The organism is Sphaerisporangium sp. NPDC049457 (assembly GCF_055586705.1).
In genome coordinates this window covers 122,862-143,204 of the sequence record NZ_JBVJHR010000021.1, presented here as the reverse complement: position 1 = coordinate 143,204, position 20,343 = coordinate 122,862, and the positions used below count along the sequence as shown (strand labels likewise).

Annotated in this window: 16 protein-coding genes; 5 read left to right on the top strand and 11 right to left on the bottom strand. The window is 72.4% G+C overall.

Annotated elements, in window-relative coordinates; translation table 11 throughout:
• Window positions 1–124: 124 nt before the first annotated feature.
• The 3 genes from ACZ6QO_RS29750 to ACZ6QO_RS29740 all read left to right on the top strand — a co-directional run bounded on the left by ACZ6QO_RS29750 (window position 125) and on the right by ACZ6QO_RS29740 (window position 7,239).
• Window positions 125–3,520: a tetratricopeptide repeat protein gene (locus ACZ6QO_RS29750; RefSeq protein WP_465855387.1), complete on the top strand. Its 3,396-nt coding sequence runs from the start codon at window positions 125–127 to the stop codon at window positions 3,518–3,520.
• Entirely contained in the window at window positions 3,403–3,867 is a 465-nt protein-coding gene (locus tag ACZ6QO_RS29745; RefSeq protein WP_465855386.1) for a CHAT domain-containing protein, read from the top strand. The genes ACZ6QO_RS29750 and ACZ6QO_RS29745 overlap by 118 nt, the downstream gene beginning before the upstream one ends.
• Window positions 3,868–4,053: 186 nt before the next feature.
• Window positions 4,054–7,239, top strand: coding sequence for a penicillin acylase family protein (locus tag ACZ6QO_RS29740; protein ID WP_465855384.1), 3,186 nt, complete (start codon window positions 4,054–4,056; stop codon window positions 7,237–7,239).
• A gap of 170 nt (window positions 7,240–7,409) precedes the next feature.
• Here ACZ6QO_RS29740 and ACZ6QO_RS29735 read toward each other — a convergent pair whose 3' ends face one another.
• From ACZ6QO_RS29735 to infC, 7 genes are all read right to left on the bottom strand, one after another.
• Window positions 7,410–9,962 carry a phenylalanine--tRNA ligase subunit beta gene (locus ACZ6QO_RS29735; protein ID WP_465855382.1) on the bottom strand — a complete coding sequence of 851 codons (2,553 nt, stop codon included), beginning with the start codon at window positions 9,960–9,962 and terminating at the stop codon, window positions 7,410–7,412.
• The gene (gene pheS / locus ACZ6QO_RS29730) at window positions 9,962–11,002 is read right to left on the bottom strand and encodes a phenylalanine--tRNA ligase subunit alpha (RefSeq protein WP_465855435.1); all 1,041 of its coding nucleotides are present in this window, start codon (window positions 11,000–11,002) and stop codon (window positions 9,962–9,964) included. The genes ACZ6QO_RS29735 and pheS overlap by 1 nt, the downstream gene beginning before the upstream one ends.
• Before the next feature lie 296 nt (window positions 11,003–11,298).
• The gene (locus ACZ6QO_RS29725) at window positions 11,299–12,378 is read right to left on the bottom strand and encodes an ATP-binding protein (RefSeq protein WP_465855380.1); all 1,080 of its coding nucleotides are present in this window, start codon (window positions 12,376–12,378) and stop codon (window positions 11,299–11,301) included.
• Between the two features lie 277 nt (window positions 12,379–12,655).
• A complete protein-coding gene (locus ACZ6QO_RS29720; RefSeq protein WP_465855378.1) occupies window positions 12,656–13,459 on the bottom strand; it encodes a TrmH family RNA methyltransferase in 804 nt (267 codons plus the stop codon).
• A gap of 116 nt (window positions 13,460–13,575) precedes the next feature.
• Window positions 13,576–13,959 (bottom strand): 50S ribosomal protein L20, encoded by a 384-nt coding sequence (gene rplT, locus ACZ6QO_RS29715; RefSeq protein WP_465855376.1) that lies wholly within the window; start codon window positions 13,957–13,959, stop codon window positions 13,576–13,578.
• A 24-nt stretch (window positions 13,960–13,983) separates the two neighbouring features.
• Window positions 13,984–14,178 (bottom strand): 50S ribosomal protein L35, encoded by a 195-nt coding sequence (rpmI, locus tag ACZ6QO_RS29710; RefSeq protein ID WP_189163794.1) that lies wholly within the window; start codon window positions 14,176–14,178, stop codon window positions 13,984–13,986.
• Between the two features lie 134 nt (window positions 14,179–14,312).
• Complete coding sequence (gene infC / locus ACZ6QO_RS29705; protein ID WP_465855434.1) at window positions 14,313–14,927, bottom strand: translation initiation factor IF-3; 615 nt, start codon at window positions 14,925–14,927, stop codon at window positions 14,313–14,315.
• 392 nt (window positions 14,928–15,319) lie between these two features.
• On the opposite strand from infC, the gene ACZ6QO_RS29700 reads away from it, so the two are divergent.
• Together ACZ6QO_RS29700 and ACZ6QO_RS29695 are read left to right on the top strand one after the other, a co-directional pair.
• Window positions 15,320–15,571: a type II toxin-antitoxin system Phd/YefM family antitoxin gene (locus ACZ6QO_RS29700; RefSeq protein WP_465855374.1), complete on the top strand. Its 252-nt coding sequence runs from the start codon at window positions 15,320–15,322 to the stop codon at window positions 15,569–15,571.
• 2 nt (window positions 15,572–15,573) lie between these two features.
• Window positions 15,574–15,990 carry a PIN domain-containing protein gene (locus ACZ6QO_RS29695; RefSeq protein ID WP_465855372.1) on the top strand — a complete coding sequence of 139 codons (417 nt, stop codon included), beginning with the start codon at window positions 15,574–15,576 and terminating at the stop codon, window positions 15,988–15,990.
• Here ACZ6QO_RS29695 and ACZ6QO_RS29690 read toward each other — a convergent pair.
• The 4 genes from ACZ6QO_RS29690 to ruvX all read right to left on the bottom strand — a co-directional run bounded on the left by ACZ6QO_RS29690 (window position 15,965) and on the right by ruvX (window position 20,280).
• Window positions 15,965–16,795, bottom strand: a complete 831-nt coding sequence (locus tag ACZ6QO_RS29690) for a shikimate dehydrogenase (protein ID WP_465855370.1) — start codon at window positions 16,793–16,795, stop codon at window positions 15,965–15,967. The two genes, ACZ6QO_RS29695 and ACZ6QO_RS29690, sit on opposite strands and share 26 nt — an antisense overlap.
• Complete coding sequence (gene mltG, locus ACZ6QO_RS29685) at window positions 16,795–17,958, bottom strand: endolytic transglycosylase MltG (protein WP_465855368.1); 1,164 nt, start codon at window positions 17,956–17,958, stop codon at window positions 16,795–16,797. Before mltG (ACZ6QO_RS29685) ends, ACZ6QO_RS29690 begins: the two co-directional genes overlap by 1 nt.
• Window positions 17,959–18,115: 157 nt before the next feature.
• Window positions 18,116–19,327, bottom strand: coding sequence for an endolytic transglycosylase MltG (gene mltG / locus ACZ6QO_RS29680; protein ID WP_465855367.1), 1,212 nt, complete (start codon window positions 19,325–19,327; stop codon window positions 18,116–18,118).
• A 455-nt stretch (window positions 19,328–19,782) separates the two neighbouring features.
• A complete protein-coding gene (gene ruvX, locus ACZ6QO_RS29675; protein WP_465855366.1) occupies window positions 19,783–20,280 on the bottom strand; it encodes a Holliday junction resolvase RuvX in 498 nt (165 codons plus the stop codon).
• Window positions 20,281–20,343: the final 63 nt, after the last annotated feature.

Sequence of the window (20,343 nt, the reverse complement as noted above, 5' to 3'; positions counted from 1 at the left end):
GCGCGGCGGCACGCCCCGGCGGGTGGGGCATGTACGCGCGCGCCTCCGGCCTCGGCGGACGCCGCCCGCGGCGTCCGCCGAGGCCGGACCACGCTCACGTTCGGTTCACGATCAGGGAGGACATGTGGCGGTACGGGAAGACCTGCTGGAGGCGGTGCGGTCGCGGCTGCGGCGGGTGGCCGACGCACAGGACCTGTCGCCGGTGCTGGATCAGGCGGCCCTCACCGAGGCGGAGCAACTCGCCCGGATCCTCCGCGAGGGCGAGATCTTCGATCCTCAAGCGTGGCACTTCCTCGCCTGGTTGCACTGGTCGCGCTACCACGGGCTCCCCGAAGAGCAGAGCCGTTCGGACCTGAAGACCGCGATCGTCATGTTCGCCTCGTGCTTCGTCGCCGAAGACCACGACATCCCCGAACCGTTGCTGCCCATCGTGGCCGACCAGGCGGCGCCGGTCGCGGAAGCGTTCCTCGACCGGGCGCTCGGCTCGGCCGACCCGGTCGCGCTGTCCGCCACGACCGAACTGTGGCGGCGCATGGTGGCCGCCACCCCGGCCGGCCACTCCGACCACGCCGAGCGCCTGAACAAGCTGGCGATCGCACTGCAGGAACGATTCGTGCGCACCGGGTCGCCGGACGATCTGGAGGCCGCGATCCAGGGGCTTCGGCAGGCGGTGGACCTCACCCCCGCCGGCCACCCCGACCACGCCATGTACCTGGCCAACCTGGCGGTCGCGGAGCAGAGCCGGTTCGAGCGATACGGGACGATCGACGACCTGAACACCTCGATCGAGCGGCTTGTGCGAGCGGTGGACCTCACACCCGCGGACGACCCCGACCACGCGGCGCGCCTGAGCAACCTCGGGGCCGCGCTGCGGAACCGGTACAGGCGCACCGGGGCGCCGGAGGACCTGGAGGCCGCGATCCAGCGGCTTCGGCAGGCGGTGGACGCCGCCGCCGCGGACCACCCGGGCCGAGCGGCGATGCTGTCCAATCTCGGGGTCGCGCTGCGAATCCGGTTCGCGCACAGCAGCGGGGCACTGGACGACCTGACGGCCGCGATCCAGCGGTTACGGCAGGCGGTGGACCTCACCCCCGCCGGCCATCCCGACCACGCCCCGCGCCTGAACAACCTCGCGGTGGCGCTGCGGACCCGGTTCGGGTACACCGGGGCACCGGACGACCTGGACGCCGCGATCGAGATCGGCGGGCGGACGGTGGAGACCACTCCCACCGGCCATCCCCACAGTGCCTCCTACACGGGCAATCTGGGGAACGCGCTGCGGATGCGATTCGAGCGGACGGGGGTGCCGGACGACCTGGACGCCGCGATCCAGTGGCTGCGGCAGGCCATGGACCTCACCCCCGGCGATCACCCCGAACGCTCCGGGCGGGTGTCCGATCTGGGCATCGCGCTGCGGATCCGATCCGATCAGACCGGAGCGCCTGATGACCTGGACGCCGCGATCCAGCGGCTGCGGCAGGCCGTGGACCTCACCCCCGCGGGCCATCCCGAACGCGCCGGACGCCTGTCGCAACTGGGCAACGCGCTGCGCACCCGGTTCCAGCGCGGCGGGGCGCTGAACGATCTGGACGCCGCGGTCGAGACCGCCCGCCAGGCGGTGGACGCCGCCCCCGCCGCCGATCCCTACCGCGGCCTGTACCTGTCCGGCCTGAGCATCGCCCTGCAAGCCCGGTTCGAACGCACCGGGGCGCCGGACGACCTGGACGCCGCGGTCGAGACCGCCCGCCAGGCGGTGGACGCCACCTCCGCCGCTCATCCCTACCGCGCCACGTACCTGTCCAGCCTGGGCATCGCCCTGAAAGCCCGGTTCGACCGCACCGGGGCGCCGGACGACCTGGACGCCGCCATCGAGGCGAGCCGGCAGGCGGTGGACGCCGCTCCGGCCGAACAGCTCGGCGGGCCGGCGATGCGGTCCAACCTGGGCGCGGCGCTGCGCATACGGTTCCTGAAGGCCGGGGCGCCGGGTGATCTGGATGCCGCCGTCGAGATCACCCGGCAGGCGGTGGACGCCTGTCCCGCCGATCTCCCCGACCGCGCCGGCTTCCTGTCCAACCTGGGGACCGCCCTTTGGGTCCGCTTCGAGCGGACCGGGGCGACGGCCGACCATGACGCGGCGCTGGCCGCTTATGCCGACGCGGCCGGCAGTGCGTCGGCCCCGCCGTCGGCCCGTATCAAGGCGGCCCAGGCCGGCGCCCTGATGTCCGCCGCCTCGCGGCCGGCCCGGGCCGCCGACCTGCTGGAGCAGGCGGTGCGGCTGCTGCCGCAGGTGGCACCGCAGCGGCTCGGGCGGTCCGACCAGCAGTACGCGATCGGGAGGTTCGCCGGGCTCGCCGCCGACGCGGCCGCCCTGGCTCTCGCCGCGCCCGGCCTTCCCGCCGGTGACCGGGCCGCCCGGGCCCTGCGCCTGCTGGAGGCCGCTCGGACGGTCATGCTGAACCAGGCGCTGAACACCCGCGGCGACCTGACGGATCTACGCGAGCGGCACCCCGGCCTCGCCGCGCGGTTCGTGGAACTGCGCGACCTGCTCGACCGGCCCGACCACGCGCTCCCGGCCTTCGCCCCGGCCGCGCCCGGCCTCGCGCCTGACCTGCCCGGGCGGACGACCACGGACCGGCCCCACCTGGCGAAGGAGTTCGCCGCCCTCCTGGAGCGCATCCGCGCCCTGGACGGCTTCGCCTCCTTCGCCCTTCCCCCGCCCACCGAGCAGTTGATGGCCCAGGCCGAGTCCGGTCCGGTGGTGGTGTTCACCGTCAGCGGCCACCGCAGCGACGCCCTGCTGCTCACCACCGGCGGCGTCACCGCGGTCGAGTTGCCCGCTCTCGCCCACGACGCGGTGGTGGGCCAGATCAACGCCTTCCACCAGGCGCTGCGCGACACCGCCGATCCCGAGGTCCCGCTCGGCGAACGGCTCCGCGCGCAGGCCGCGATCCGCGACGTCCTGGGCTGGCTGTGGGACGCCGCCGCCGAGCCGGTGCTGCGCGCGCTCGGCCATCACCGCGGACCCGCTCGCGGCCAGGCGTGGCCACGGGTGTGGTGGGCGCCGGGCGGGCTCATGAGCCTGCTGCCGATCCACGCCGCCGGCCACCACACCGACGCGCCCGGCCCGCAGCGGCGTACGGTGCTGGACCGCGTCGTCTCGTCCTACACCCCCACGGTCGGCGCCCTCCACCATGCCCGTCAGCGCGCCGCCGCCGGCTCCGCGCCGCACCGGGCCCTGGTCGTCGCGATGCCCACCACCCCCGGCCTGTCCGGGCAGGGGCGCCTGCCGAACGTGCCCGCCGAGGCCGGCAAGGTGTGCGCCCGCCTGCCCACCCGGTGCTGCTGGCCGAGCCGGACGCCGGCGCCGCGGCCGACCCGGAACGGGTGCCGACCGCGGCCAACGTGCTGGCCCGCCTCTCGGACTGCACCATCGCCCACTTCGCCTGCCACGGGGTCAGCGACCCCGCCGACCCCTCCAACAGCCGGCTGCTGCTGCACGACCATCAGGCCGCCCCGCTGAACGTCGCCGCCCTGGCCCCCGTCGCCCTGGACCAGGCCCGGCTGGCGTACCTGTCGGCGTGCGGCACCGCCTTCACCCCGTCCGCCGAGCTGCTGGACGAGGCCGTCCACCTGACCTCGGCGTTCCAGCTCGCCGGATTCCCCCACGTCGTCGGCACCCTGTGGGAGATCAACGACGGCGTCGCCGTCACCATCGCCGAGGACTTCTACACCGCGCTGACCAGGGAAGACGGCGTCCTGGACACCGGCAGGGCCGCCGAGGCCCTGCACCACGCCGTCCGCGCGGCGCGCGACGCCTCCCCCGCCACCCCGTCCCTGTGGGCCGCCCACATCCACGCCGGCGCCTGACCGAGCCGGCGGCCTCGTTCCCGCTCGCAAGATCAAGGCGGTGCGTAGCGCCCTTCGCCGGAGCCGGCCGTCGCGGCCCGCGAACCGGCACGCGGGACTATCACAGCGGCCATTGATCCGCTGTTGGCGCGAGCGTATGTTCCTCCCAACATTCGAGTACGCCTCATGTTTTGGGGGTCCTCTCACATGCACGCACGCCTCCGGCGGACGATCACGGCGGCCTCCGCGCTCGCGATCCTCACGCTGGCATCCCCCGTCGTGCCCGCATCGGCGGCCGTCCAGACCGCCGACGACTACTGCCTCGGCCAGTGCGCCGACGTGCTGCCGCCCGGCCAGAACGGCAACGCGACGCTGGTGGAGATCCTCGCCAACCAGTCGCTCGGCGTCATGCCGCGGCACTCGGGCGACCAGCTCGGCAAGTACGCCGGCCTGATCTCCGGCTACACCGGCCTGACCGAGGACCAGATCGCCGCCTTCTTCAACGACGCCTCCTTCGGGGTGCCGGCCGGGCAGGTCGAGAGCATGACCAGCCCCCGCTCGGACGTGACCATCGTCCGCGACAAGGCCACCGGCGTCCCGCACATCACCGGGACCACCCGGGAGGGCACCATGTTCGGCGCCGGGTACGCCGGCGCGCAGGACCGCCTGTGGCTGATGGACCTCATGCGGCACGTCGGACGCGGCGAACTGACGCCGTTCGCCGGAGGCGCGCCGGGAAACCGGGCCCTGGAGCAGAGCGTCTGGCGCAACTCCCCCTACACCGAGGCCGACCTGCAGGCGCAGATCACCCGGCTGCGGGACTCCGGGCCGCGCGGCGCCCAGCTGTACGCCGACGTGCGGGACTACGTGAGCGGCATCAACGCCTACATCGACCACTGCATGGCCCACCGCGACTGTCCCGGCGAGTACGTGCTGACCGGTCATCTGGACGCGATCACCAACGCCGGCGGACCGCAGGACTTCACCATGACCGACCTGATCGCGGTCTCCGGGGTGATCGGCGGGCTGTTCGGCGGGGGCGGCGGCGCCGAGATGCAGTCGGCGCTGGTACGCGTGGCCGCCCGCGCCAAGTACGGCACGGCCGCCGGGGACCAGGTCTGGGCGGCGTTCCGGGCGCAGAACGACCCGGAGACCACCCTGACCCTGCACGACGGGCAGAGCTTCCCGTTCGGCGCGGCGCCGGGCGCGACCGGAGTGGTCCTGCCCGACGCCGGGACGACGGCGCCGGTGGACATCACGCGGAACGAGAGCGGCTCGGCCACCACCTCGGTGTCGCCCGCCAAGGGAGTCCTTCCCGGGCTGACCGTCGACAACTCCAAGCCCGGCATGTCCAACGCCGTCGTGGTGTCGGCCGCCGAGTCCGCGAGCGGGCACCCGATCGCGGTGTTCGGCCCGCAGACCGGCTACTTCGCCCCGCAGCTGCTCATGCTGCAGGAGCTGTCGGGGCCGGGCGTCCGCTCGCGCGGGGTGGCCTTCGCCGGGCTCAACCTGTACACGCTGCTCGGCCGGGGCACCGACTACGCCTGGAGCGCGACCTCGGCCGGGGAGGACATCACCGACACCTACGCGCTGCGACTGTGCGACCCGTCCGGCGGCACGGTCACCACCGCCTCGGACCACTACCTGTACCACGGCGCCTGCACGGCCATGGAGACGCTCAAGAAGACCAACTCCTGGAAGCCGAACGTCGCCGACGCGACCGCCGCCGGGTCCTACGACCTGGTCATCCAGCGCACCAAGTACGGCCTGGTGACCTGGCGCGGCACCGTCGGCGGGCAGCCGACGGCCTTCACCACGCTGCGCTCCACCTACCAGCACGAGGCCGAGTCGGCGGTCGGCTTCCAGATGTTCAACGACCCCGCCCAGATGGGCGACGCGGCCACCTTCGCCGCCTCGGCGTCGGAGATCGGCTTCGCCTTCAACTGGTTCTACGTCAACTCCACCCAGGCGGCGTACTTCATGTCGGGCGACGTTCCGGTCAGGTCCGCGGCGTCGGACCCCGGCCTGCCGATGACCGCCGACGCGGCGCACGAATGGGCGGGCTTCGACCCGGCGACCAACAGCGCGACCTACCTGCCGGCCTCCGCCCACCCGCAGACGGCCGACCAGGACTACCTGGTGAGCTGGAACAACAAGCAGGCCAGGGACTTCGGCGCGGCCGACGGCAACTTCAGTTTCGGGCCGGTGCACCGGGTGGACCTGCTGGACCGGCCGGTGAAGGCCGCGCTGGCCGGGACGGGCAAGCTCGACCGCGCCGGCACCGTGAAGATCATGGCCGACGCCGCGGTCACCGACCTGCGCGGCACAAGGGTGCTGCCGGACCTGCTGCGGGTGATCAACAGCTCGGCGGTCGCCGACCCGGCGCTCGCCTCGGCGGTGTCCAAGCTGTCGGCGTGGGCCTCCGCGGGCGCGAGACGGCTGGAGACCTCGCCCGGCAGCAGGACCTACGCGCACGCGGACGCCATCCGCGCGTTCGACGCCTGGTGGCCGAGGCTGGTCAGGGCCGAGTTCAGGCCGGGCCTCGGCGACGGCCTCTACCAGTCGCTGGTCAACGCCCTGCAGATCAACGAGTCGCCCTCCGGCCACCAGCAAGGCGATTTGTCCAGCTTCCCCACCTCGGCGAACGAGGCCCAGACCCACAAGGGCTCGTCGTTCCAGTACGGCTGGTGGGGATACGTGAGCAAGGACGTCCGGTCGGTGCTCGGCGACCCGGTCGCAGGGCCGCTGCCCGCGAAGTTCTGCGGCGACGGCACGGTGGCGGGCTGCCGCTCGGTCCTGCTGGACAGCCTGTCGGCGGCGCTCGCCGAACCGGCGGCCACCACCTACCCGGCCGACGACGCCTGCTCGGCGGGCGACCAGTGGTGCGCCGACGCCATCCGGCACTCGCCGCTCGGCGGGATCAAGCAGTCGCTGATCGCCTGGCAGAACCGGCCGACCTACCAGCAGGTCGTGTCGTTCCCCGCCCACCGGGGCGACGCCATCGCCAACCTGGCGGCCGGCGGCAGCGCCAAGGCCTCCAGCGTTCAGCTGCTGCCGCCGTACCCGGCGGGCAGGGCGATCGACGGCGACCCCACCACCCGCTGGGCCAGCGCCTCCGGCGACGACCAGTGGCTGCGGGTCGACCTCGGGTCGTCCAGAACCGTGGCCCGCGTGATACTGCGCTGGGAGGCGGCCTACGGGAAGGCGTACGAGATCCAGACCTCGCCTGACGGATCGGCGTGGACCACCGTCCACTCCACCACGACGGGGAACGGCGGCGTGGACAACGTGACCTTCACCCCGGTGGACGCCCGGTATGTCCGCATGCGCGGCATCACCCGCGGCACCACCTACGGCTACTCGCTCTACGAGATGGAGGTCTACCCCCGCTGACCCCGCGACGCCGGGCGGGCCGGCCGGGCCGGCCGGGCGCACGCCGGGCAGTCCCGGCCACGCGGGCGGTCCCCTGCCTCGCCGGGCGGTCCGGGCCCGGGCCGGAAGGCGAAGGGCGGCGGTGGACGAGGTCCACCGCCGCCCTGACCGTCACCGTGACGGCCGCCGGGTCACGCGCCGCGCAGCCTGGCTCCGGTGCGCTCGGCGGCCAGGGCCACCGCGGCGTCGCGGGCGGCGGTGGTCTCCTCGACGGTCAGCGTGCGGTCGGCGGCCCGGAAGCGCAGGGTGTAGGCCAGGGACTTGAAGCCCTCGCCCACCTGCGACCCGGTGTAGACGTCGAACAGCCTGATCGACTCCAGCAGCTCGCCCGCGCCCTCGCGCAGCGCGGCCTCCGCGTCGGCGACCGGGACGTCGGCCGGGACGATGAGCGCGACGTCCTGCGTGGCGACGGGGTAGGCCGAGACCGCGCGGGCCTGCACCGGACCGGGCAGCGCGGCCTCAAGGACGCTCAGCTCCAGCTCCATCGCGCAGGTGCGCGGCGGCAGGCCGAACGCCTCGACGACGCGCGGGTGCAGCTCGCCCGCGTGGCCGAGCAGGGCCTCGCCGAAGTACAGCGCGGCGCACCGGCCGGGGTGCCACGGCTCGTGCCGGTCGGCGCGCACCACCGCCTCGACGCCCGCCTCGCGGGCGACCAGGCGCGCCGCCTCGACGGCGTCGGCCCAGCTCGCCGGGCGGCCCTCGCCCCACCAGCCGGAGCCGTCGTACTCGCCGGCCAGGACGACCGCGACCCGCAGGGGCTGCCGGGGCAGCGCCGCCGCGATGGTGGCCAGCTCGTCGTCGGTGGGCCTGCGCTCGACCCCGAGCACCGGCGCCTTCGCCGGGGCGTCCGGCTCGGGCCGGTAGACCAGCCCGGACTCGAACAGCGCCACGTCGCCGAAACCGCGCCCGACGTTGCGGACCAGAGTCTTGAACAGGCCGGGCAGCAGCGTGGTGCGCATGAGCGGTTCGTCCTCGCTCAGCGGGTTGGCCAGCCGGACGGTGCGGCGCCGCGGGTCGCCGGCGGGCAGCTGCAGGGCGTCAAGGTCGCGCGCGCCGATGAACGGGTAGGCGAGCGTCTCGACGTACCCGGCGGCGGCGAGCGCGCGGCCGACGCGGCGGCGCAGCCGCTGGGCCTCGGTCAGCCCGGCGCCGGCGGGGGCGGCCGGCAGCACCGACGGAAGGCGCTCGTAGCCCTCCAGCCGGATGACCTCCTCGGCGAGGTCGTTGGGGTCGGTGAGGTCGGGACGCCAGGACGGCGGCGTCACGGCCAGCAGCTCGGCCGGGTCGGGCCGCGCCGGGCCCTCCAGCACGTCGGCCGGGACCGCCGGGGCGGCGTCGGCGCCCGTCAGAGCGCGCCCGGACCCCTGCGCGACCACTGTGCAGCCGACCTGCTCAAGGCGGCGCACGACCGTGTCGCGGCCGTAGGCGATGCCCGCCACCCGGTCGGGGTGGTCGGCCGGGATGACGATCGTCGGAGGTTCGACGTCGACGAAGGCGTGGGTGACCCCGGCGTCGGCCGTGCCGCCGCCGAAGGCGACCAGCATCTGCACCGCGCGCCAGGAGGCGTACAGCGGCAGCTCGCGGTCGACGCCGCGCTCGAAGCGGCGCGAGGCCTCGCTGACCAGGTTGTGGCGGCGCGACATGCGGGCCGTGCCGGTGGAGGAGAAGTGCGCCGCCTCGATGACCAGGTCGCTGGACTCGGCGGAGATCTCGGTCGCCAGGCCGCCCATCGTGCCGGCCATCGAGATCGCCCCGGAGGAGTCGGTGATCAGGATGTCCTCGGGGTGGAGCTCGCGGACGACGTGGTCGAGGGTCTCGAGCGTCTCGCCCGGCTCGGCCCTGCGCACCACGACGGGCCCGGTGAGCCGGGAACGGTCGAAGGCGTGCAGCGGCTGGCCGAGCTCGATCATCAGGTAGTTGGTGACGTCGACGGCCAGCGACACCGGCCGCATGCCCGCGCGGGACAGGCGGACCTGCATCCACATGGGCGTCTCGGCGGAGGGGTCGAAGCCGGACACCGAGCGCAGCACGAACCGGTCGCAGGCCGTCGGGTCGGCGATGGAGGCGGGGTAGGCCTCCTCGTCGAAGGCGGGCGGCTCGACGTCGGCCGGGTCGCGCCACGGCACGCCGAAGGCGGCGGCCACCTCGCGGGCGACGCCGCGGATGGACAGGGCGTACCCCCGGTCGGGGGTGACCTCCAGCTCGATGACGTCGTCGCGCAGGCCGAGCAGCTCGACCACGTCGGCGCCCAGGTGGGTGTCGGCGGGCAGGATGAGGATGCCGCTGTGGTCCTCGCCGATGCCGAGCTCGCGCGCCGAGCAGATCATGCCGTCGGAGACGTGACCGTAGGTCTTGCGCGACCCGACCTCGAACCCGCCGGGCAGCACGGCGCCGGGCAGCGCCACGGGCACGCGGTCGCCGACGGCGAAGTTCGTGGCGCCGCAGATGACCCAGCGCGGCGCGGCCTCGCCGACCTCGACCGAGCAGTAGCGGATGGGCTTCTTGAAGCCGGTGAGCTCTTCGATCGACAGGACCTCGCCGACGACGACGTTCTTGATCTCGTCGCCGACCGACTCGATGGCCTCGAGCTTCAGGCCGGCCGCGGTGAGCTTCTCGGCGACCTCGTGCGCGGTGGCGGCGGGCAGGTCGACGTACTCCCGCAGCCAGGAGAGCGGGAACTTCATCAGGCCTCCATACCGAACGGGAGCGTGAAGCGCACGTCTCCCTCGACCATGTCTCGCATGTCCTCGGCGTTGTTGCGGAACATCAGCGTCCGCTCGACGCCCATGCCGAAGGCGAACCCGCTGTAGCGCTCGGGGTCGACGCCGCAGGCGACCAGCACGCGCGGGTTGACCATGCCGCAGCCGCCCCACTCGATCCAGCCCTCGGACTTGCAGGTGCGGCAGGGCGGGTTGCCGGGGACGGCGGAGGAGCCGCGGCAGACGAAGCAGCGCAGGTCCATCTCGGCGGACGGCTCGGTGAAGGGGAAGTAGTTGGGCCGGAAGCGGGTGCTGATGCCCTTGCCGAACATGACCTCGGCGAACCGGTCGAGCGTGCCCTTCAGGTGCGCCATCGTCAGGCCCTCGTCGATGGCCAGCCCCTCGACCTGGTGGAACACCGGGGTGTGGGTGGCGTCGAGCTCGTCGGTGCGGAACACCTTGCCCGGCGAGACCACGTACACCGGCAGCTCGCGCGACAGCAGCGCGCGGATCTGCACCGGCGAGGTCTGGGTGCGCAGCACCATGCCGGAGTCGACCGAGCCGACGAAGAAGGTGTCGTGCTCGGACCGGGCCGGGTGGTCGGGGGCGATGTTGAGCGCGTCGAAGTTGAACCACTCGCCTTCCAGCTCAGGCCCCTCGGCGACCTCGTAGCCCATCGCGACGAAGGCGTCGGCGATGCGCTCTTGCAAGGTCGTGAGCGGGTGGCGGGCGCCGCGCGGGCGGCGGTCCCACGGAAGGGTGACGTCGACGGTCTCCTCGACCAGGACGCGCTCGTCGCGCTCGGCGGTCAGCACGGCCTGCCGGGCGGCGAGCGCCTCACTGATGGCCTTGCGCGCGCCGCCGATGCGCTTGCCCGCCTCGGCCCGGGCCTGGGGCGGCAGCGCGCCGATCTCGCGGTTGGCCAGCGCGATCGGCGAGCGGTCGCCGGCGTGGGCCAGCCGCACTTGCTTGAGTTCGTCGAGGTCGGACGCCGCGTCGATGGCGGCTATGGCTTCGGCCTCCATGCGCGCCACCTCGTCGGCGTGCAACGGCGTCACCTCGACCGGGTCATAGGTGTTCGACAAGAGAGAGCTCCGTATCCAGGGCTTGAGCGGGCACGAGTCTAGTCCGTCCAGGGTGGCGGACCGGCCACGAACGGTGCGTTGTGGACGCCGTCCGCGATCACACGCGAACGGGGCGGCGCTCACAGCCTCCTGACCGCGACCGGAGCCTTCGACCGGCGTTGCGGTCGTGCGCCGGACGCGACGCGGCCGTGCCGGCGGGTGCCGGCGTTGTGTCGCCCACCGGCCGCCCCGACGCCTCAGGCGAAGTCGGGGGTGCCGGCGGGCATGGTAAATCGGAACTCGGCGCCGCCGCCGGGCGCGCGCTGCACGGTGATCGTGCCGCCGTGGGCCTCGACCAGGCCCTTGACGATGAACAGGCCAAGGCCCGTGCCGCCGCGGCGGCGCCCGTTGCCGCGCCAGAACTGCCGGAAGACGCGCGAGGCCAGCTCGGGTGCCACACCCTCGCCTTGGTCACGCACGGACACGGCAACTCCCCACTCGACGGGCTCCACCACTATCGTCACCGTACCTCGCCCGTGGCGCACCGCGTTTTCCAGCAAGTTGCCGAGGATCTGGTCGATCTTGTCCTGGTCGAGCCACATCTCTGGGAGGTCGCCGCGCACCTCAAGGCGGAAGCGGTCCTCAGGCTCGCCCGCGGCCACCCGGCCGGCGATGATCTTGCGCGCCCTGGCGGGGACGTCCACCACCTGGCGGTGGATCTGCAACCGGCCGGACTCGATGCGGGAGACGTCGAGCAGCTCGGTGATGAGCCGGGTGACGCGGTCGGCGTCGGCGTTGACGGTCTCGAGCATGACGCGCTTCTGGTCGTCGGTGAAGCGGCTCCACTTGGCCAGCAGGGTGGCGGTGAACCCCTTGACGCTGGTGAGCGGCGAGCGCAGCTCGTGGGCGACGGTGGAGACCAGGTCGGCCCGGCTGCGTTCGAGGCGGGCGCGCGCCGCGGCGTCGCGCAGCGTGACGACGACCCGGACGACCTCGCCGCCTCGCGCGGGGCTGCGGACGAACCGGGCCGCGACCAGCAGTTCGTGGCCACCCGGCAGGTAGAGGGAGCACTCGGGCTGGCGGCTGCGGATGCGCAGCCCCCCGTAGGCGTCGAGCCACTTCCACCAGTCGCGCCCGTCGTCGTCGCGGAAGGGCAGGACGTCGGGGAAGTGCTTGCCGACGGCGTCGCCGCCCACGCCGGTGAGACGGCAGGCGGCCTTGTTGACGGTCATCACCCGGCCGCGGCCGTCGGCCACGATGACGCCTTCGGGGAGGTCGTCGACGGGGATCGAGCACGCGGCATCGGCCTCCCGCCGGTGGGTTTGCTCGCCGCGCACTATCGCCTCCCTCGACCCCTACAGCGCCGACAATAGCGGGTTTCCCGTACCGGGCGGCAGCCCCGCGCCGCCACCGGAGGGCGCGCCCTGCCCGGTATCGGATGACTTGTCCGGTAAGGAATTTCCGGACGGCCCACAGGACTGCCGGCCCTCTGGGACCGCGGAAGGCGGAAGATCAGCCGAACGTCCTGTCGGGGGAAGGCCGAAGATCGACCACACGCCAGGGACCGCGGAAGGCGGAAGATCGGCCGGCCGCCGGGGGTGACGCGGGCGGAGATCAGCCGGCGCGCTGGGAGCGGGCGGAGGCGTACAGGCAGACGGCGGCCGCCGTGGCCAGGTTGAGGCTCTCGGCGCGCCCGTAGATGGGCACCCGGACGACCTCGTCGGCGAGCCCCAGGATCTCTTCGGGCAGGCCCCAGGCCTCGTTGCCGAAGATCCACGCGGTGGGGCCCGCGAGGTCCACGTCGTCCAGCGTCTTGACGCCGGCGCCGTCGGCGGCCAGCACCCGCAGCCCCTTGTCCTTCAGATGGGCCACGGTCCGCGCCACCGGGGCGGAGGTGACGACGGGGAGGTGGAACAGGCTTCCCGCGCTGGCCCTGACGCACTTGCCGTTGTAGGGGTCCACCGAGGCGTCGGTGAAGACCACGGCGTCGGCGCCCGCCGCGTCGGCGGTGCGCAGCACCGTGCCCGCGTTGCCGGGGTCGCGCACGTGGGCGAGCACGGCGACCAGGCCCGCGCCCTCGGTGACGGCCTGCTCAAGCGGGACGTGCACGAAGCGGCAGACGGCGAGCAGCCCCTGCGGGGTGACGGTCTGGGCCAGCTCCGACATGACCTCGCCGCTGGCGCCGAACACCGGCACCCCGGCCAGCCGGGCGGCGGTCACGATGTCGGCGTGGCGGCTCTCGGCCTCGGCGGTGGTGAACAGCTCGACGGCGACCCCGGGAAGGGCCAGCGCCTCCCTGACCGCCTGCGGGCCTTCGGCGAGGAAGGACCGGTCGCGGTCTCTGAAAGCCCGCTTGGTCAGGCGCTTGGCGGCCTTGACCCGCGGCGACTTGGTGTTGGTCAGCTCGGATCCGACCATGTGCCCCCCTTACGAACGCCCGGACCGTTGCGGCGCCCGCGGCGGTTAGATCATGACGCAAAAGGCGAACGACCCGCTCCTCGAGAGAACGAGTCGTTCACCTGACGTGCGTCGGATCAGCTGGCGGCCGGCGCGTTCACGTCGGCCGGCAGCGCCTTCCTGGCGGTCTCGGCCAGTGCGGCGAAGGTCTGGCTGTCGTTGACGGCGAGATCGGCGAGGATCTTGCGGTCGACCTCGACACCGGCGGCCTTCAGGCCCTGGATGAACCGGTTGTAGGTGATGCCGTTCGCGCGCGCCGCGGCGTTGATGCGCTGGATCCAAAGGCGCCGGAAGGTGCCCTTCTTGTCCTTGCGGTCGCGGTAGGCGTAGGTCAGAGAGTGGAGCATCTGCTCCTTGGCCTTGCGGTACAACCGCGACCGCTGACCCCGGTAACCACTCGCCCGCTCGAGGACGACGCGGCGCTTCTTCTTGGCGTTGAGCGCCCGCTTTACGCGTGCCATTGTTCTATCTCCCCGGGGGTTCGGTTACTTGCCGAGCAGCTTCTTGATCTTCTTGGTGTCGGCATCGGACATGACGACCTCAGGCTTCAGACGGCGCGTCAGCGTCGACGACTTCCACTCGTTGTAGTGGGCACGGTTCGCACGCCGGCGAATGATCTTGCCGCTTCCGCTGAGGCGGAACCGCTTCTTCGCACCGCTGTGCGTCTTCATCTTCGGCATCTCAGCCGTCTCTCCCTCGTTCGTCCGTGCCGACATCCCGGGTCAAGGCACCCAGCCAGGCTCATGCCCGGCTGTGGCACCTCACCCGGTGTCGGTGTCTCGTCGCTTCCCGCCGGATCGTCAGGCGGGGTGCGTCACTCCTGCGGTTCCGATGCCCGCGCCATGTCGGCGCCGACGCTGACGTCGTCCTGCGCCGGGTCGCCACCCTCGGGCGTCCTCGCGCGGGCGGCGGCCCGCTCGGCCTTGGCCTCGGCCTTCTTCTTGTGCGGTCCGATCACCATGATCATGTTTCGGCCGTCCTGCTTGGGCTGGGACTCGACGAAGCCGAGCTCCGTCACGTCCTCCGCCAGCCGCTGCAGGAGCCGGAAGCCCAGCTCGGGGCGGGACTGCTCACGCCCGCGGAACATGATCGTGACCTTGACCTTGTCCCCCGCTTTGAGGAACCGCACAACGTGACCCTTCTTGGTCTCGTAGTCGTGCGGGTCGATCTTCGGCCGGAGCTTGATCTCCTTGATGATCGTGTGCGCCTGGTTGCGGCGCGCCTCGCGTGCCTTCATGGCGGACTCGTACTTGAACTTGCCGTAGTCCATGAGCTTGCACACGGGCGGGCGAGCCGTCGCGGCGACCTCGACCAGGTCGAGATCGGCCTCCTGGGCCAGCTTCAGGGCGTCCCCGATGGAGACGATGCCGACCTGCTCGCCGTTCGGGCCGACGAGGCGGACCTCGGGCACACGAATGCGCTCGTTGATGCGGGGCTCAGTGCTGATGGGACCTCCTAGGTACCTGGCATTTCCGCGTCTGTGCTCGACCGCGCCCGGGCCTTCCGCGACAAAGCGAAAAGCCCCGCACGTCGCGCATGCGGGGCCACCGGGCTCTCAGATCACCGATCAAGAGCCCCCCGGAACAGTCCGGTAGTGATCCTTGACCCGCCGGCCTCACGGCCGATCAGGTGGGAGGAAGACCTCCGCTTGCGCGTCCAGCAGCCATGCCGGACCGATCAAGCAGCTACGTTACCACAACACCGCACCCCGGCCGAATCATCCCCCACCCCTGTGACCCTTCGCGATTCCACGGCCACGCTGAGCAATGATCCGCTAAAGTTGCCCTCATGAATCTAGGCCGACCAGTCGGAGGTATGCCCATGGCGCAGTGGCAGTTGCAAGAAGCGAAGCAGCGGTTCAGCCAGGTGATCAGGCAGGCCCACGACGAGGGCCCCCAAGTGGTCACCCGGCACGGAGAGGAGGTCGCCGTCATCATCGACATCGCCGAATACCGGCGCCTGAAATACGGCGCCCCCGATTTCAAGGAGTTCCTCAGGTCCGCGCCCGACCTCAGCCTGCTCGACATCCGCCGGTCGGACGCCCCGATCCGCACCGTGGACCTGGAGGACTGATCATGGCCTTTCTTCTCGACACCAACGTCGCCTGCGAGGTCACCAAACGGCGTCCGAGCACCCATGTCCAAGACTGGCTCGACATGGCCCCCGGTCCGACGCTGTACATCAGCGTCATGGTCCTCGGCGAGATCCGTCAGGGCATCGAGCGCCTGCGCGACCGCGATCCGGCCCAGGCCGCGATCTACGAGACATGGCTGGCGCGGCTGCGGCACGAGTTCGTCGACCGCATCGTCCCTGTCACGCCCGCCATCGCCGAGGAGTGGGGCACGATGAACGCTCCGGCGCCGCTTCCGCTCGTGGACGGCCTTCTGGCCGCCACCGCGCGGGCGAACGGCTGGACGATGGTGACCCGCAACACCAAGGACTTCGAGCGCACCGGGGTTCGGGTGCTCAACCCGTTCGAGCCGATCGTCTGAGCAGTTCGGTCTCGCCCGCGGCGCGCACGGGCTCCACCGGCACGGGCGCCCGGCCGGTGTACAGCTCGACCTGGCGGATCGCCTGGTGCAGCAGCATGGAGAAGCCGCTGATGACCGTGCCGCCCTTGTCGCGGACGGCGCGCGCGAGCCGGGTGGGCCAGGGGGCGTAGACCACGTCGAAGACCGCCGGGACGACCGCGACGGCCTCGGCGTACGCGTCGGCGGCGCCCGACGGCAGCGTCGAGATCGCCAGGTCGGTCTCCAGGGCGGCCCCGAGATCGTCGAATCGGCGCACGGTCAGGCCCATGCCCAGCCGCTCGGCCACCCGCGAGGTCTCCTCCGCCCGCGAACGATCGCGGACGACCAGCGTCGCCTCCCGCAGTCCCAGCTCGCGCAGCGCCGCGAGCGAGGAGCCGGCCGTGGCCCCGCCGCCGAGGATGGTCGCGGAGCGCGGCGCCGCCACCCCCGACTCGGCGAGCGCCTGGACGATGCCGTACACGTCGGTGTTCTCGCCGTGCCGCGCCCCCTCGCGGAACACCACCGTGTTCACCCCGCCCACCTGCACGGCGAGGTCGGCGACGGTGTCCAGCAACGGCAGCACCGCCCGCTTGAGCGGCATGGTGAGCGACAGCCCGGCCCACTCGGGGCCCATCGTGTCCAGCAGCCCGGCCAGGCCGCTCTCGCCGCACTCGATCGCCTCATAGCGCCAGCCGGTCAGGCCGAGGGCCTGGTAGGCGGCTCGGTGCAGGCACGGCGAGAGCGAGTGCGCGATCGGGGAGCCGAGCACCGCGGCGCGCCGCTCCATCAGCCGCCCGCCTGGTTGCGGTTGAACTCCTGGACGTACCTGTCGTGCTCGGCCTGCGAGTCGGTGAACTTGGTGATGCCGCGCTTGGTGTCGGTGGTCACGAAGAACAGCCAGGGCCCCTCGGCCGGGTCGAGGGTGGCCTTGATGGCGTCCTCCCCGGGGTTGGTGATCGGCCCCGGCGGCAGGCCCGGGCGAGCGTAGGTGTTGTAGGGCGACTTGCTCTTGAGATCGGCGTGCGTGGCGGAGACGCCGAACTTCTTCAGGCCGTACATGACGGTGCTGTCCATCTGGAGCAGCATCGGCGGCGTGCGCTGGAGGCGGTTGTAGATCACCCGGGCGACCTTGGGCATGTCGCGCTTGCTGCCCGACTCGGCCTGCACGATGCTCGCGATCGTCAGGACCTCCAGCGGAGTGTGGCCCACCCGCCGAGCGCCGGCTACGAGGCCGACGTCCTCGGCCGCCTTCTTGTAGCGCTTGACCATCGCGGCGAGCAGGTCCTCCGGGGACGACTTGGGCGAGACCTCGTAGGTGGCGGGGAAGGCGAAGCCCTCCAGCCGCTTCCTGGCGTAGGAGGGCAGGTCGAGCGCCTCGGCGTCCTTGGCGGCCTTCTCGAAGTCGCGCACGGGCTTGCCGGTGGCGGTCGACAACTGCTGGAAGATCTGGGAGAGCCGCAGGCCCTCGCGCACCGTGAGGGTCGTCTGCAGGCGGCGCTCAGGGTCAAGGAGGGGAACGGCGTTGGCGGCGGCCATGCCCTTGCGCAGCTTGTACTCCCCCGGCTGCAGCGAGGCGCTCTTGCCCGCGGCGCCGATGGCGTTGATGAACGCCCGCTCGCTCGCGACGACGCCCTGCTCGACCAGGGTCTGGGCGATCTCGGTGTCGCTCTGCCCTTGTTTGATCTCGACGATGACCTCGCCGGCGCCCTGGCCGGTGTAGTCCTTGGGGATCGCCACGCCGCGGATCCAGTTGTAGCCGTAGTAGCCGCCGACGCCGAGAACGCCGACGATGACGACGATCGCGATGAAGAACGCGACGAAGCCCTTGCGCCGCTGACGGCGCTGGCGCCTCCTGCTGCGGCTGCGCGCGGATCTGGAGCCGCGAGACCTGCGCCGGGGACCTTCGTCGTCCTCGGCACCCAGCAAGCTATCGAGGTCGAGATCGTTCATAGGTGCGATCGCCAATCTCCCGGTCGGACCGGCCCGAAGTCAAGCCAGTGCCCCGAATCGGCAGGAGCTACCCGGTGGAAGGTCGCTCCGGCGCCGGGGGGCGCGTCGGCCCGGGTCACCGGGCGCGTACGGGAGGGGGTGGCCGTACCGCCGGGCATCAGTGGTGCTGCCCGAGATGTTTGTGCAGCTCTTCTCGGTATTTCACGAACTCACTCTCTTTGTCAGTGAATTTCGTGATTCTACGCTGTGGGTCGACCGTGACAAACCAGTACCAATCACCCTTAGCGGGACGAAGTGCCGCACTGAGCGCCGCCTCCCCCGGGTTGCTGATCGGCCCGGGCGGCAGCCCGGGGTGCATGTAGGTGTTGTACGGGGTGTCACGCTTGATCTCGGCGTTCGACGCCAGGATGGCGTGCTTGCCCAGGCCGTACATCACCGTGCTGTCCATCTCCAGCTTGGCTCCGGACGCGAGGCGATTGTAGATGACTCTAGCGATCTTCGGATAGTCGTCGTCCCTGCCTCCCTCGGCCTGCACGATGCTGGCGACGACGACCACCTCGCCCGGCGTGAGGCGCTGACCGGTCGCGCCGGACTCCAGCCCGAGCTGGGCGGCGGCGCGCTTGAACCGGCGGACCATCGACCGCAGCAGGTCGCGCGGCGTCGTGGAACGTTCGATGTCGTAGGTCGCGGGGAACAGGAAGCCCTCGGCGGCGCCCTTGGCGTAGGCGGGCAGGCCGAGGTCGGCGGGCCGGGCGAGGACCTTCGACAGCTCGGCGGCGGGCAGGCCCGAGCCGCGGGCCAGGCGGGCGACGGTATCGGCGGCGCGCAGGCCCTCGGGGATCGTCACCCGCTTGCGGATGCGGGACTGCGGCGCGAGCAGCAGGTCCAGCGCCGAGGCGGCGGGCATGCGCTTGCGCAGCAGGTAGCGTCCCGGCCTCAGGGCCGCGGACTTGCCGCGATCCTCCACGGCGTGCACGAAGGACCGCGCGCTCGCCACGACCTCGGCCCCGACCAGCGCGTCGGCGATCTCCCCCGCGCTGGCGCCGGGAGAGATCTCCACCACGACGGGCACCGTGCCCTTGCCCTCGAAGTCGGCCGGCCTCATGAGCGGCCGGAACAGGACGAACGCGCCCGCGATCCCGGCGGCGACCAGCACGGCGCTTCCCCCGCCGATCACCAGGAGCAGTCCGCGGCGGCCGCGCCCGGTGCGGGCGCGGCGCTCGTCCATCTCGTCCGCGGCGGCCTCGTCGCTGAAGGCGATCAGGTCGCCGGGGTCCTCGGTGTCGTCAGGACGGTCGGGCCCCTCAGGCGAACCCTCGGGCCGCTCGCGTCCACCCCCTTCGTCGGGCTCATCAAGCCCACAGGGCACCGCCCGACCATCAACCCCGACCGGCATCCCCCGGCCGTCCCCAGTGACGGCAATATCCCGATCGTCCCCAGGAACAGAGATATCCCCACCGTCCTGAGCGCCGGCCACGCTCCGATCGTCCGCAGCGACAGGATTGTCCTCCCCACCCTCCTGATGGACAGGCGTCCTTCGATCATCCGCAGTGACAGGGGCGTGCTGATCGTCCCCAGGGACAGGAACATCCCCACCGTCCTGAGCGGCGGCCATGTGTCGATCGTCCGCGGTCGCGGCGACGCTCTGGTCGTTCGCGGTGGGGGGCGGGCTCTGGTCGTTCGCCGGAGGGGGAACCTTCCCGTCGTCTGGCTTGACGGGAACGTGCCGATCGTCGGACTTGCTAGGAACGTTCCACTGGTCCGGTTCGCCGCTGCGCGGGTCCTCCGGGATGGGGCCGCCCTCGCCGAAGGGCGTACGGCGGGTCACCGCGGGTGCCCGGCGCTCGATTCTCCGCCGGGGCGGCGCCCCGGCGGCTCGACGGGTCTGCCCGGCGGGGCGCCACTCGCCCGCTCGGCGTCCAGGGCGGCCTGCAGCAGCACCACGGCCGCCGCCTGGTCGACCACCTCGCGCTGGTTCTTGGCCTTGACGCCGCTGGCCCGCAGCCCCTGCTGCGCGGTCACGGTGGTCAGCCGCTCGTCGTACAGCCGGACCGGCGTCGGCGCGAGCCGCGCGGCCAGGCGGCCGGCGAACTCGCGCGCGGCCGCCGCGGCGTGGCTCTCGCGGCCCGACAGCGAAGTGGGCAGACCGACGACGACCTCGACGACCTCATGCTCGCCGGCGATCGCGGCGAGGCGGTCGAGATCGCCCCGGCCGCGCCGCACGGTCTCGACCGGGGTGGCCAGCAGCCCGGACGGGTCACTGCGGGCCACCCCGATGCGGACCGATCCCACGTCCACGCCGAGGCGGACGCCCCGCCTCACGTCGAGACTCCAGAGCAGGGCCTCGCCATGCGGACACCGTGCCCCCCGGCCGTCGCGGCTGTG

Bases quoted from the DNA above. Each gene is read 5' to 3' on its own strand.
- ACZ6QO_RS29700 (WP_465855374.1), top strand. From the start codon at position 15,320: ATGGCGCAGTGGCAGTTGCAAGAAGCGAAGCAGCGGTTCAGCCAGGTG.
- ACZ6QO_RS29735 (WP_465855382.1), bottom strand. From the start codon at position 9,962: ATGAAGTTCCCGCTCTCCTGGCTGCGGGAGTACGTCGACCTGCCCGCC.
- ACZ6QO_RS29690 (WP_465855370.1), bottom strand. From the start codon at position 16,795: ATGGAGCGGCGCGCCGCGGTGCTCGGCTCCCCGATCGCGCACTCGCTC.
- rplT (WP_465855376.1), bottom strand. From the start codon at position 13,959: ATGGCACGCGTAAAGCGGGCGCTCAACGCCAAGAAGAAGCGCCGCGTC.
- mltG (WP_465855368.1), bottom strand. From the start codon at position 17,958: ATGAACGATCTCGACCTCGATAGCTTGCTGGGTGCCGAGGACGACGAA.
- rpmI (WP_189163794.1), bottom strand. From the start codon at position 14,178: ATGCCGAAGATGAAGACGCACAGCGGTGCGAAGAAGCGGTTCCGCCTC.
- ACZ6QO_RS29695 (WP_465855372.1), top strand. From the start codon at position 15,574: ATGGCCTTTCTTCTCGACACCAACGTCGCCTGCGAGGTCACCAAACGG.
- ACZ6QO_RS29740 (WP_465855384.1), top strand. From the start codon at position 4,054: ATGCACGCACGCCTCCGGCGGACGATCACGGCGGCCTCCGCGCTCGCG.
- ACZ6QO_RS29720 (WP_465855378.1), bottom strand. From the start codon at position 13,459: ATGGTCGGATCCGAGCTGACCAACACCAAGTCGCCGCGGGTCAAGGCC.
- pheS (WP_465855435.1), bottom strand. From the start codon at position 11,002: ATGGAGGCCGAAGCCATAGCCGCCATCGACGCGGCGTCCGACCTCGAC.